Here is a 12944-nt window from a genome sequence, read left to right as displayed (position 1 = left end):
AATGTATTTATTACAGGCGGCGAACGAACCGCCTGGATATTCTTGTCTGTCTGTCGTTTTACCCTAACAGGTAACGTCGTTATTTATGGATTTACCGGATCCAGCCAGCCGTATTTGTCTTCGGTCTTGCCGGTAAACAGGCCAAAGAACGCCTGTTGAATTTGTTTGGTCACCGGGCCGCATTTGCCAATGCCGACCTGGATGCCGTCGACGCTGCGCACCGGGGTGATTTCCGCCGCGGTGCCGGACATGAACACTTCGTCGGCCAGGTACAGCGACTCGCGGGACAGCACCTGCTCACGCACTTCGAAGCCCATGTCTTTCGCCAGCTTGATGATGGCGTCGCGGGTAATGCCCGGCAGTGCGGAAGAGGTGAACGGCGGGGTGAACAACACGCCGTCTTTCACTTCAAACAGGTTCTCGCCTGCCCCTTCGGAAATATAACCGTGCACGTCGAGCGCAATCCCTTCCTGATAACCGTGGCGGCGCGCTTCGCTGCCCACCAGCAGGGAGGAAAGGTAGTTACCACCGGCTTTGGCCGCGGTGGGGATGGTATTTGGCGCCACACGGTGCCAGGACGAAACCATCGCATCGATGCCTTGCTCCAGCGCCTCTTCACCCAGGTACGCGCCCCAAGGAAACGCCGCGATAATCACGTCTGTCTTGTATCCGGCCGGCGGGTTAACCCCCATGCCGACGTCACCCACAAACACCAGCGGACGAATATAAGCGCTGACCAGGTTGTTTTTACGCAGCGTAGCGCGGCAGGCTTCCATCAGCTCATCAACGCTTTGCGATACCGGCATGCGGTAGATTTTTGCCGAGTCGTGCAGGCGTTGCATATGCTCGCGGTGACGGAACACCACCGGGCCTTTATGGGAGTCATAGCAACGAACGCCTTCAAACACCGAAGTGCCGTAGTGCAGCGCATGCGACATCACGTGCACTTTGGCGTCAGCCCAGGGAACCATCTCACCATTGAACCAAATGTAATCGGCTTTCTTCGTCATTGTTCTTTATCCTTCTCACGCATCAGGCGCTTATTTGTTGTGATGTTTGCTGTTGGATCTCAACGCATGAGACGTCCATCAGTTTGCTCAACTGAGATGACAGTAGATCCACCGGGCGCTGGCTGGCAACGGTCAATTCAATATTAATCTTGTCGGTATTTGATGCCGAAACCATATTCATAGCACAAACCTGAAAGCCGCGATGACGCACGACGCGCAATACGCGCTCTAACATTTCAGGGCGAAAACGGGCCTGGATCGAGAGTTGATGCTGCATCATGAGATTTTCTCCAACATGGTTTCGTTACCGGCACCCGGTGGCACCAGCGGCCAGACGTTTTCGAGTTCATCGATCGACACATGCAGCAGGTATGGCCCTTCGCTGTTGAATAAGGCGTCGAGCGCGTCTGCCACCTGGTCTTTACGGGTGATACGTTGGCCGGGAATGCCAAAGGCGTTGGCCAACATCAGGAAATCGGGGTTATCGGAGAGGTTGGTTTCGCTGTAACGCCCGTCAAAAAACAGCTGTTGCCACTGGCGAACCATGCCTAAACGCTGGTTATCCAGTAATACGATTTTCAGCGGCAGCTGTTTGCGTTTTATGGTGCCCAGTTCCTGTACGTTCATCATGAAGGAACCGTCGCCCGATACGCAGATCACCGTATCCTCAGGGCGCGCCATCTGGGCGCCAACCGCGGCCGGCACGCCGAACCCCATCGTGCCCAAACCGCTGGAGGTGATGAAATTCTCCGGGCGCTCGAAGGTCATGTGCTGCGCACTCCACATCTGGTGTTGGCCCACGTCGGTGGTCACCACGCTATTGGCCGGCTTGCGCTCGGACAGCTGTTTCAACAACAGCGGCGCGTAGATCGGCTGGCCCGGATGATCATAACGCCAGGTGTGGGTTTCCTTCAGCTCAACCACCCGCTGCTGCCAGGCGGCAATCTTCAGCGGCTGCTGCAACGCCGGCAGCAAGGCCTTCAAGTCGCCCTCCAGCGCGACGTGCGCCTGACGCAATTTGCTTATTTCCGCTGGGTCGATATCCATGTGGATCACCTTGGCATGCGGCGCGAAAGCATTCAGTTTCCCGGTCACGCGGTCGTCGAAACGCGCGCCGACAGCGATCAACAGATCGCACTCCTGCACCGCCAGGTTGGCGCCCTTGGTGCCGTGCATGCCCAACATACCGAGGTAATACGGGTGAGCCGCATCCGCCGCACCCAACCCTTTTAACGTGACAACGTTGGGCATTTGAGTCACCGCGATAAACTCACGCAGCGCCGGTACCGCCTGCGCCATGCCAACACCGCCGCCGATGTATAACATCGGTTTGTGAGCCTGTGCCAGCAACTCGGCGGCCTGCGCCACCTCCGCCGCCGGGTAATGCAACTCTTCGACGACCGGCACCAGGTGCGGGTGCAGCTCGCCGTGGGCCAGTTGGATGTCTTTCGGGATGTCGATCAGCACCGGACCAGGGCGGCCGCTACAGGCGATGGCAAAGGCTTCCGCCATGATGCCCGGCAGCGCGTCCAGTGATTCCACCAGGAAGCTGTGTTTGGTGCAGGCCAGAGACAGGCCGAGAACATCGATCTCCTGAAAGGCATCGGTGCCAATCAGCGCGGAACCCACCTGGCCGGTGATGGCCACTACCGGAACCGAATCCAGCAGCGCATCGGCCAGGCCGGTGATCAAATTGGTGGCGCCGGGGCCCGAGGTGGCGATACAAACGCCGACTTTGCCGGTTGCGCGGGCATAACCAATGGCAGCCATTGCGGCGCCTTGTTCGTGGCGGCACAGTAGGTGTTCCACCCCACCGTCATACAATGCATCGTAGACTGGCATGATTGCGCCACCTGGATAGCCGAATACCTTATCAACTCCCTGCGCACGCAATGCTTGTACTACCCACTGAGCCCCGTTCATAGTTATTTCCCCGCCTTACTTCGATAACTGCAGGATTTTGTTCTGTTATTCATATTCTTATCCTCGCTTCACTTTTCTCTTGCCAATAAAAAACCCCCGGACCTTTCGGTGCGGGGGTTCTCTTGCGATTCCGGCTTGTTTTCTAAGCCATTCTTCGTCCAAGTGCAGCCCCGCACGGTGGGATAATAATCACCACCACGCTAATCACGACTAGGCTAATCACTTGGGCAAAGGCTTTCATAATGGGTTTGTTCACTGTGCTCGTTTCGAACTAATACCTACAGAGGTACCATAGTCCCGCGCGGCATGACAACACTTTTTTTGCGTTATTATTCGGCGCAATCTGGTCATACCTCGCGCAAAATGTCCGGTATTCAAACGTTAGCCTGCACGCCTGAGGACTTCACGGCACCCGAGATCGCTTTACCACGCGTGTCCTTCCCGAAGAACACCAGCAACGCAATCACGATCGCTACCGTACCGGCGATAATCGCCATTGCCAGCCCGTAATTATGGCCATGGTGCTCGGCTATCGTCGCCTGCAGCGTAGCGTTGACCGAAGCGATCAGATTACCCAATTGATAAACAAACCCCGGCAGTACCGCGCGGGTATTGGCCGGCACCAATTCGGTAAGGTAAGTCGGCACCACGCCCCAGGCCCCCTGCACCATGAACTGCATCAGGAATGCGCCAATCCCCAGCATCAGCGAACCGCTGGAAAACGCCCACAGCGGGATCACCGGCAACGCCAGCAAGGCGGCAATGATGATCGCCTTCTTACGGCCGATTTTTTCCGACAGCGCCCCAAAGAAAACGCCACCGATAATTGACGCGATATTGTAGCTAATGGCAATGATACTGACGGTTTTAGGGTCGAAACCGTGCTGAACTTTCAAAAACACCGGATACATATCCTGAGTGCCGTGCGAGAAGAAATTGAACGCCGCCATCAGCAACACCAGGTAGCCGCACAGCTTCCAATGGCTCTTCAGCACCGGCAGCAATGCGCTGCTTTCCTTGCGCTCTCGGGCCGCCAGCCACACCGGCGACTCCTGCACGCAGTAGTAAATAAACGGCAGCAATAAAATGGGTGACGCGCCGATCACGAACATGCCGCGCCAACCGATAATTTCAAACAGCAGGCCATACACTACCGCCGCCAACAGGTAACCAAAGGGGTAGCCGGCCTGGAAAATCCCCGACATCAGGCCACGCGAACGATCGGGGATGGTTTCCATCGCCAGCGATGAGGCCACGCCCCAGATCCCGCCCATCGCCACGCCGTACAGCACCCGCAGCAGCAGGAATACCGTCAACGAGGGTGCCGCCGCGGACAGCAGTTCAAACACCGAGAAGAACACGATATTCAGCATCAAAATCGGTTTGCGGCCATATTTTTCCGCCGCACGGCCAAAGATCAGCGCGCCGATCGGTCGTACCGCCAGCGTCAGCAGGATCGCCAGCGTGACCTCCTCCATGCCGACATGGAAAGATTGCGCGATATCGCTGAGCAGAAAGACCAGCACGAAGAAATCGAAAGCATCAAGCGTCCAGCTTGAAAAGCTGGCGATGGCTGCATTGCGTTGCAGCGGTGTCCAACCAAACATAATGTTATCCCTACCGTAGAGTACGAAGTCATGAGGTTTAGCGGCTGCCGCGGCAGAGTGCAGCGGCGGTCGGATTTTGTTAATTAAGTGATTTTAATTTTAATCAATTGTTAAATACACCCATTCCCCCCTCGCCTGCAATATGGTTAGCCTGCTAATGTGTTGCAGCGTTCGCGTAATTGTTAAGGGGTATTGCCGCTCTTTGCGAAGCCCTGCGCAAAAAACAGCTATCTAACTGAAATTAATTATTTTAATTACGGCCTATCACGCAAATCTTCCAAGGGTAAAGCGCGGCGACGCAACACATCGCGCATCATGTTGCCTTCAGTAAGGAGAGCAATATGTCACTGGCAGTGATCTATACCCGGGCCACACTGGGCGTTCAGGCCCCTTCGGTTACGGTGGAAGTGCATATCAGCAATGGGTTGCCCGGCCTGACGATGGTCGGCCTGCCGGAAACCACGGTAAAAGAGGCGCGCGATCGCGTGCGCAGCGCCTTGATCAATAACGGTTTCACCTTTCCCGCACGGCGTATTACCGTCAATCTGGCATCGGCCGATCTGCCCAAGGAAGGCGGTCGCTATGATCTCCCGATTGCGCTGGCTATCCTGGCGGCTTCCGAACAGTTGCCGGCCGATAAGCTGGCCCGCTATGAGTTTCTTGGCGAACTGGCATTATCTGGCACCCTACGGGGGATCAGCGGCGCTATCCCCGCCGCGCTGGCCGCCATGGAGTCAGGACGGCAATTGGTTTTGGCTGCCGCCAATGGGCCGGAGGTGGGGCTAATTACGCAGAGCAAAACCCTGGTGGCGGACCACCTGTTGGAGGTGTGCGCCTTTGTGTTGGGTAAAGAGGATTTACCGGTAGCCCATGCGCCGCCGGCAATGAACAACTCGCCAGAACCGGCCGATCTGCAGGATATTCTGGGTCAGGAACAGGCAAAGCGAGCGCTGGAAATCGCTGCGGCCGGCGGCCACAACCTGCTGCTGGTTGGCCCGCCAGGCACCGGGAAAACCATGTTGGCCAGCCGCCTGAATGGCCTTCTCCCGCCGCTGACCGATCGGGAAGCACTGGAAAGCATCGCGGTGGCCAGCCTGCTGCATCATGCTGCGCAAGCGCTGCCGTGGCGACAGCGGCCGTTTCGCGCACCGCACCATAGCGCCTCGATGGCCGCTCTGGTCGGCGGCGGTTCGCTGCCGAGACCGGGTGAAATTTCCATGGCGCACAACGGCGTCCTGTTTCTGGATGAACTGCCCGAATTCGAAAGGCGGGTACTGGATGCGCTGCGCGAACCGCTGGAGTCCGGCGAGATCGTGGTTTCACGCGCCAGCGCCAAAGTTTGCTTCCCGGCACGAGTACAGCTGATCGCCGCCATGAACCCCAGCCCTACGGGGCACTACCAGGGCATGCATAACCGCGCATCGCCACAGCAGATCCTGCGCTATCTGGGGCGGCTTTCAGGGCCTTTTCTCGACCGCTTCGATCTCTCGATTGAAGTGCCGCTGTTACCGCCAGGCTTGCTTAGCAAAAAGCGCATTGCCGGTGAAAACAGCGCTCAGGTACGGGAGCGAGTGCTGTTAGCGCGTGAAAGGCAGCTCAGTCGAGCGGGGAAGATTAATGCTCTGCTGAACAATCATGAGGTCGAACGGGATTGTCGACTTAACGCCGCGGACGCGGATTTTCTTGAAACAACGTTAAACAGGTTGGGATTATCGGTTCGCGCCTGGCAGCGGATCCTGAAAGTGGCTCGCACGCTGGCGGATTTGGCGGGAGATCGGGCTATTGATAAGCACCACTTGAGTGAAGCGCTTGGCTACCGCAGTATGGATCGCCTGCTGCTGCAGCTGCATCGCAGCCTTGAATAATAATGGGGCCCAAAGGCCCCATTAAAATCAATCCTCGCTGTCGGTGTAATCTTCCACCGCATCAGCCTGCGGCTTACCGCCGGACAGGGTATGGAATTTTTTCGGGCGACGTGTGCGCGCCAGATATTTAGCCCATACTTTTTCCTGCTCGGTAACCGGCTCGCGCTCACCGTGGCACACTGCGACGAACAGCTGTTCTTCTTCAGTTGCCGGCTGGCGTTTACCCGTATCCAGCTCGTTGAACGCATACCCGAAACGCTCTAGCAATTGCGCTTCTTTAATGGTGAAATCGCCGTGACGGGAGAACCCGCGAGGGTAATGTTTATTATCAAAAAAACGACTGGTCGTGGTGAAGCTATCCGCCATCTGACACGCTCCTAATTCTCTCATGGCCGTGCTGTTTATGGCGCGGAGTATTAGATAGGCTTGACATTGTGTAAAACAAAACATTTAAATCTTAACGATAAAAATTACTGGAGATGGGTGTGGATACCGAATTACTGAAAACCTTTTTGGAGGTCAGTAGAACGCGTCACTTTGGCCGAGCCGCAGAATCCTTGTACTTAACGCAGTCTGCCGTCAGTTTCCGCATCCGCCAGTTAGAAAACCAATTGGGCGCGAATCTGTTCACCCGCCACCGCAACAATATCCGCCTGACGCCCGCAGGGGAGCGGCTTTTGCCCTATGCGGAGAGCCTTATGATGACCTGGCAATTGGCGAAAAAAGAGGTGGTGCGTTCACTGCAACATACCGAGTTATCCATCGGTGCCACGGCGTCATTGTGGGAGGCTTATTTGACCCCCTGGCTGCAGTCGCTCTATCAGCAACGTGAGGCGCTGCAGCTGGAGGCCAGGGTGGCGCTACGGCACTCTTTGGTAAAACAGCTGCATGAAAGGCAGCTCGATTTGCTCATCACCACCGAGCCGCCAAAGATGGATGAACTGGCCAGCCAGCTGTTGGGCAATTTCTCGTTGCGGCTGTTCTCTTCCACCCTGCGCGATCAACTTGCGCCGATGCCCTATATCAAACTGGAGTGGGGGGCGGATTTCCATCAGCAGGAAAGCCGCATGCTGGAGAGCGACACTCTGCCGGTGCTCACCACCACCTCTGCGCACCTGACCCGGCAACTGCTGGAAACCACCGGTGGCTGCGCCTTCCTGCCCAGTCAGTGGGAGAAGGATTACCCGCAGTTGACCGCCATCACCGAGATCCCGGCCATTATCCGCCCGCTGTACGCCGTCTGGTTGCAAAATAGCGACCAGCAGCCGCTGATCCGCCAACTGCTGAAAATACCTTTGAAAACCTCAGCATGAGGCGCTACAACGGCTTCAAACGAGGATGCCGGGGTTGGGTTCGCCTGCTGAGCCAAAACGCGCTTATCGCCTTCTGAAGGCCGATAAAGCAGAACAGCAGAATACCGATAACAATTTTGGTCCACCACGAACTGAGCGTACCGTCGAAGGTGATGTAGCTCTGAATCAAGCCCTGGATCAGCACGCCAAACAGCGTGCCCAAAACGGTGCCTACGCCTCCGGTCAACAAGGTACCGCCAATCACGACGGCAGCAATGGCATCCAACTCCACGCCGCTGGCCGCCAACGCATAACCTGCCGAGGTATACAGCGAGAAAATGATCCCGGACAGCGCCGCCAGCGTGCTTGAGAGCATATAAATCAGCACGGTGGTCCGCTGTACCGGTACGCCCATCAGCGCGGCAGAGATCCGATTACCGCCGATTGCGTAGACGTTATGCCCAAAGCGCGTACGGTGTGCCAGCACCATGCCGACCGCCACAACCAATAGCATCACCAGCGCCAACAATGTAAAGCGCCCACCGCCCGGCAGTTTCCAGGCATAGTTTGCCAGCGTCACATACAGCGGATGATCGATGGGAATCGACTCCTCTGAAACAATAAAACTCATGCCTCGTACGAAGAACATTCCGGCCAGCGTAATAATAAACGCCGGTAGCTTCAGTACATCAATGATCCAACCCATCAGCGCGCCAAACGACGCCCCCATCAACAGCGCGATGATGAACGCATAACCCGGTGCAATGCCGTAAGTCCCGATCAACTTGGCCAGCAGCACCCCGGTAAAGGCGATCACCGAGCCGACAGACAGATCGATACCGCCGGAAAGGATCACAAACGTCATGCCGACCGCGACGATGCCCAGAAAGGCGTTGTCGGTCAGCAAATCGCACCACACCCGCGTTGAGGCAAAGCTGGGAAACTGCGTGAGACAAAAAGCGTAGCCCAGAAGGAACACCAGGAGGGTAATCAGCAGCGGAAGATTACGTTTGATCATGGCTTTCTTCTCCCAAGCAGGCGGCGCAGCGTGAAGCTTGGCGATTGCACCATCAATACCGCCAACACCACAACCGCCTTCAACACCAGGTTAAACTCAGGCCGATAGCCGGACAGCAGAATGCCGGTATTCATCCCCTGAATAATTAATGCCCCCACTACCGACAGCAACAGGTTAAAACGGCCACCCAACAGTGAACCGCCGCCAATCACAACCGCCAGGATCGCATCCAATTCCAACCACAACCCGGCATTGTTGGCGTCAGCGCCACGGATATCCGCCGTGACGATAACGCCGGCTACGGCAGCGCACAACCCGCAGATCACATACACCGCCATCACCACCCAGCCGGTGCTGACGCCGGCATTACGCGCGGAGCGCAGATTGATGCCCACGGCTTCGATAAACAGTCCCAACGCCGTTTTACGGGTCAACAGCCAGATCAACAGCAGCATGACCGCAGCAATGATCGCCGGCATCGGCAAATACATCAGCGCACCGCTGCCGAGCCACGCCAACCCCTCTCGTTCAAAGGTGACGATTTGCCCTTCAGTAATCAGTTGGGCAATGCCGCGCCCGGCCACCATCAGCATCAGCGTGGCAACAATCGGCTGTATCTGCAGCACCGCCACCAAAAAACCGTTCCACAGGCCGCACAGAGCGCCAATCGCCAGGGCGGCTGCCAGTACATAGCTCAGCGGATAACCGGCGCTGGTCAGCGTTGCCGCCGTGGCACCGGCTATCGCCATCACCGCTCCCACCGAAAGGTCGATACCACCGGTGGCGATCACCAACGTCATGCCCAATGCCAATAACGCGACCGGTGCGCCGCGATTAACAATGTCGATTACGCTGCCAAACAGCCGACCGTCCTGAATATGCAGGGAAAAGAAATTCGGGGCGACCAGGCTGTCGATCAGCAAAATCACCGCCAGCGCCCCCAGTTGCGTTGCTCCGGCAGGGATGACCCACCTGACTTTACGCGGCCCACTGGTCATGGAGAAACTCCTGAGGTTCATCCTGCCCCCTGTTGTGCAGCTATTACCTGCATGATCGCAGGCACCGTAATGGCGTTATGTTCAAGCTGCGCTACGTGTTTCCGGTCTCGAAGCACAACGATGCGATCGGCATAACCCACCAGTTCTTCCAGTTCGGAGGAGATCACCAACAATGCCAGACCTTCGTCACAGAGTTTTTCGATCAAGCGAATGATTTCAGCATGCGCACCAACGTCAATGCCGCGCGTCGGTTCATCCAGGATCAGAAAGCGGGGTTTCGTCGCCAGCCAACGTGACAACAGCACCTTCTGCTGATTACCGCCGGACAGATACTGGATTTGCTGTTCTGGCCCCGGAGTACGAATGCCCAACAGTTGGATATAGCTTTCAGTAATGCGGGTTTGCTCTTTCAGCGAGAGCGGCCTTAGCCAGCCGCGTTGAGCCTGCAGGGCCAAAATGATATTTTCCCGCACGGTCGCAGCACCGATGATCCCATCGGTCTTACGGTCTTCGGGGCAATACCCAAAGCCGAGGCTGACGGCGTTACGCGGCGTCCGGATGTTCACCGCACGTCCTTCGACTTTTACACTGCCGTTATCGCGCGGTTTGATACCGAATATGAGCTGGGCCGTTTCGGTACGCCCCGATCCCAGCAACCCGGCCAGCCCTACAATCTCACCCGGGCGAATCTGCAGATCAAAGGGCTCAACCATCCCGCGCCGCCCATAACCGCTGAATTCAACCAACGATGGCGCCTTTGAGGGCGTATGCTCGCTGCGTTTCAGTAATGATTCATCAAACGCATGGCCGAGCATCATCTGTACCAGTTCCATACGCGGTAAGTCGGCGGTGGCTTTCGTTCCCACTAACTTACCGTTGCGCAGTACGGTGATGCGATCGCTGATGCGATAAACCTGATCGAGGAAATGGGTAACAAAGATCATCCCCAATCCCTGGCTACGGAGCTGGCGGAGAATGTCCAGCAGCATGCTGACCTCTTTGGCATCCAGGCTGGCGGTCGGCTCATCAAGAATCAAGACCTTGGCGGACAGGTCGACGGCCCGCGCGATAGCGATAATCTGCTGGATAGCAATGGAGTAATTACCCAGCGGCTGGCTGACGTCCAACTGCAGCCCATACCCCAGTAAAAGATTCTGAGCCTGGCGCAGCAGCTTTTTTTGATCGATCAGGCCAAAGCGCGTGGGTTCTCGCCCGATAAACAGGTTGGCGGCCACCGAGATGTTCGCCAGCAGGTTAACTTCCTGATAAACCGTACCAATGCCCAGCGTCTGCGCCTGCGCGGTGCTCTGCGGGGCAATGGCGATGCCTTCCAGTAATACCTCGCCGGCGGAACGTTGATAAACCCCGGTCAACGCTTTGATCAGCGTGGATTTCCCCGCGCCATTTTCGCCCAGCAGCGCCATGATCTCTCCGCGCTGCAACGTGACATCAACCTGCTCCAGCGCTTTTACGCCAGGAAATTCAACGGATAATCCCTTAATCGTCAATAACGTCGTCTGAGAGTTAACCATCTGCTGTTCCGCCAGTGAGTAGATTAATAACCCATGCTTTTCTTCAGCTCGAATTCCTGTTTAGCCGTATCCGGTTGCAGCAGCTTGGACTCGGTCTGGATAAACTTCGGCGGTGGGGTACCGTCTTTCTTCATCGCCAGCAGCGCATCAAACGCCGGACCGGCCATATTCGGCGTTAGCTCGACCGTGGCATTGGCTTCACCGTTCATCATCGCCTTGAATATGTCAGGCACACCGTCGATAGAAACGATTTTGATCTGTGAGCCCGGCTTTAAGCCTGCCTCTTTGATCGCCTGGATGGCGCCGATTGCCATGTCGTCGTTATGTGCATAAACGGCGCAAATATTTTTGCCGTTTTGCTCGGCCTTGATGAAGCTCTCCATCACTTCTTTGCCTTTGCTGCGCGTAAAATCGCCTGATTGCGAGCGGATGATCTTAACGTTGGCGGCGGAGGCTATGCCGTCAGCAAAACCCTTCTTACGGTTAATGGCAACGCTGGCGCCCACGGTGCCCTGCAGCTCCACCACGTTGCAAGGCTTGCCGGCGACCTCTTTCACCAGCCATTCTCCCGCGACTTTACCTTCGTGCACGCTGTCAGAAGCCACCGCCGCGGTATACAGCGAAGGGTCGTTTACCTCAATCATTCGGTCGAGCAGGAATACCGGGATCTTGGCCTCTTTGGCTTCCTGCAGCACAGGTGTCCAGCCGGTGGCGACAACCGGTGCGATGAAAATGGCATCAACGCCCTGAGCAATGAAAGATCTGACCGCTTTGATCTGGTTTTCCTGTTTTTGCTGCGCATCGGCGATTTTCAGCGTGATATCCCGCTTTTCCGCTTCCTGTTTCGAGACCTTGGTTTCCGCCGAACGCCAACCCGATTCGGAACCAATCTGTGAAAAGCCGACGACCAGCGGTGCCGCCTGTCCCGTACCTACCAAGGCGCCAGTAATGGCGACCGCTAACAGCAGACGTCTAACCATGTTGTTCTCCTCGCGCTGCCCTGACATGGAACCACGCCGGACAGGGATTATCGTTGTTGTGTATGCTGCATTTTTTCTGGTGAAGTGGGTGTCCTTAGGGTTGGACACACATTAGGTGTAGTCGAAAATCAGGCAGGAATAATGCGCAGCATCACATCACGGCAGAACAACCATTTTGTACATGGATCCAGCCAAAAATGTCTAAATTGGGAACGATTTCGGTGGGAGTTTTAAGCGATCTTTCAGGGGAATTGTGGGAGATGGGGAAATTTCACGCAAAAAAAAACCCTTCGCTTTCGCAAAGGGTTTCTAATATGGCAGGGGCGGAGAGACTCGAACTCGCGACACCCGGTTTTGGAGACCGGTGCTCTACCAACTGAGCTACGCCCCTAAATCTCGCTTAACATTATGCCTGCTAAGTTAGCAGGCATAATTTAAATAAGTGGCGGAACGGACGGGGCTCGAACCCGCGACCCCCTGCGTGACAGGCAGGTATTCTAACCAACTGAACTACCGCTCCACCGATTCTTTTACGTCATATCTTTCGATATGGGCAAAACCGCGCTTGGCGATCCTGCTCATTACCAGTCGTCAGGCTGATAACGTTTATTTGATGCCTGGCAGTGTCCTACTCTCGCATGGGGAGACCCCACACTACCATCGGCGCTACGGCGTTTCACTTCTGAGTTCGGCATGGGGTCAGGTGGGACCACCGCGCT

12 protein-coding genes, 2 tRNA genes and 1 rRNA gene are annotated in these 12944 nt (G+C 56.2%); 2 read left to right on the top strand and 13 right to left on the bottom strand.

What is annotated here, in order from left to right; translation table 11 throughout:
- Positions 1 to 83: 83 nt before the first annotated feature.
- From ilvE to H5P17_RS23375, 5 genes are all read right to left on the bottom strand, one after another.
- Positions 84 to 1010: a branched-chain-amino-acid transaminase gene (ilvE, locus tag H5P17_RS23395; protein WP_020837487.1), complete on the bottom strand. Its 927-nt coding sequence runs from the start codon at positions 1008 to 1010 to the stop codon at positions 84 to 86.
- A 22-nt stretch (positions 1011 to 1032) separates the two neighbouring features.
- On the bottom strand, positions 1033 to 1290 hold the full coding sequence (gene ilvM / locus H5P17_RS23390) for an acetolactate synthase 2 small subunit (RefSeq protein ID WP_020837489.1): 258 nt from the start codon (positions 1288 to 1290) through the stop codon (positions 1033 to 1035).
- Positions 1287 to 2933: an acetolactate synthase 2 catalytic subunit gene (gene ilvG, locus H5P17_RS23385; RefSeq protein ID WP_044548787.1), complete on the bottom strand. Its 1647-nt coding sequence runs from the start codon at positions 2931 to 2933 to the stop codon at positions 1287 to 1289. The genes ilvM and ilvG overlap by 4 nt, the downstream gene beginning before the upstream one ends.
- A 142-nt stretch (positions 2934 to 3075) precedes the next feature.
- The gene (ilvL, locus tag H5P17_RS23380; RefSeq protein WP_015962288.1) at positions 3076 to 3174 is read right to left on the bottom strand and encodes an ilv operon leader peptide; all 99 of its coding nucleotides are present in this window, start codon (positions 3172 to 3174) and stop codon (positions 3076 to 3078) included.
- Positions 3175 to 3307: 133 nt separating this feature from the next.
- Complete coding sequence (locus H5P17_RS23375; RefSeq protein ID WP_182825525.1) at positions 3308 to 4540, bottom strand: MFS transporter; 1233 nt, start codon at positions 4538 to 4540, stop codon at positions 3308 to 3310.
- Between the two features lie 341 nt (positions 4541 to 4881).
- Here H5P17_RS23375 and H5P17_RS23370 point away from each other — a divergent pair, with 341 nt between their 5' ends.
- The gene (locus tag H5P17_RS23370) at positions 4882 to 6405 is read left to right on the top strand and encodes a YifB family Mg chelatase-like AAA ATPase (protein ID WP_182825524.1); all 1524 of its coding nucleotides are present in this window, start codon (positions 4882 to 4884) and stop codon (positions 6403 to 6405) included.
- Positions 6406 to 6432: 27 nt separating this feature from the next.
- Here H5P17_RS23370 and H5P17_RS23365 read toward each other — a convergent pair whose 3' ends face one another.
- Complete coding sequence (locus H5P17_RS23365; protein WP_020837497.1) at positions 6433 to 6771, bottom strand: DUF413 domain-containing protein; 339 nt, start codon at positions 6769 to 6771, stop codon at positions 6433 to 6435.
- 119 nt (positions 6772 to 6890) lie between these two features.
- On the opposite strand from H5P17_RS23365, the gene hdfR reads away from it, so the two are divergent.
- A complete protein-coding gene (gene hdfR, locus H5P17_RS23360; RefSeq protein WP_182825522.1) occupies positions 6891 to 7718 on the top strand; it encodes an HTH-type transcriptional regulator HdfR in 828 nt (275 codons plus the stop codon).
- A gap of 4 nt (positions 7719 to 7722) precedes the next feature.
- Here hdfR and yjfF read toward each other — a convergent pair whose 3' ends face one another.
- The 7 genes from yjfF to rrf all read right to left on the bottom strand — a co-directional run.
- Complete coding sequence (gene yjfF / locus H5P17_RS23355) at positions 7723 to 8715, bottom strand: galactofuranose ABC transporter, permease protein YjfF (protein ID WP_182825520.1); 993 nt, start codon at positions 8713 to 8715, stop codon at positions 7723 to 7725.
- Positions 8712 to 9713, bottom strand: coding sequence for a galactofuranose ABC transporter, ATP-binding protein YtfT (gene ytfT, locus H5P17_RS23350; RefSeq protein WP_182825518.1), 1002 nt, complete (start codon positions 9711 to 9713; stop codon positions 8712 to 8714). The genes yjfF and ytfT overlap by 4 nt, the downstream gene beginning before the upstream one ends.
- Before the next feature lie 17 nt (positions 9714 to 9730).
- Entirely contained in the window at positions 9731 to 11245 is a 1515-nt protein-coding gene (ytfR, locus tag H5P17_RS23345; protein ID WP_182825517.1) for a galactofuranose ABC transporter, ATP-binding protein YtfR, read from the bottom strand.
- Positions 11246 to 11268: 23 nt separating this feature from the next.
- On the bottom strand, positions 11269 to 12225 hold the full coding sequence (gene ytfQ / locus H5P17_RS23340; protein ID WP_182825515.1) for a galactofuranose ABC transporter, galactofuranose-binding protein YtfQ: 957 nt from the start codon (positions 12223 to 12225) through the stop codon (positions 11269 to 11271).
- 315 nt (positions 12226 to 12540) lie between these two features.
- A tRNA-Trp gene (locus tag H5P17_RS23335) sits at positions 12541 to 12616 on the bottom strand.
- Positions 12617 to 12668: 52 nt separating this feature from the next.
- Positions 12669 to 12745: transfer RNA gene (locus tag H5P17_RS23330), tRNA-Asp, on the bottom strand.
- A gap of 95 nt (positions 12746 to 12840) precedes the next feature.
- A 5S ribosomal RNA gene (gene rrf, locus H5P17_RS23325) occupies positions 12841 to 12944 on the bottom strand; the annotation flags it as partial.

Source organism: Serratia sp. OS31, from assembly GCF_014164835.1.
GTDB classification, from domain to species: Bacteria; Pseudomonadota; Gammaproteobacteria; order Enterobacterales; family Enterobacteriaceae; genus Serratia; species Serratia liquefaciens_A.
This window is presented reverse-complemented; position numbering and strand designations above follow the sequence as displayed.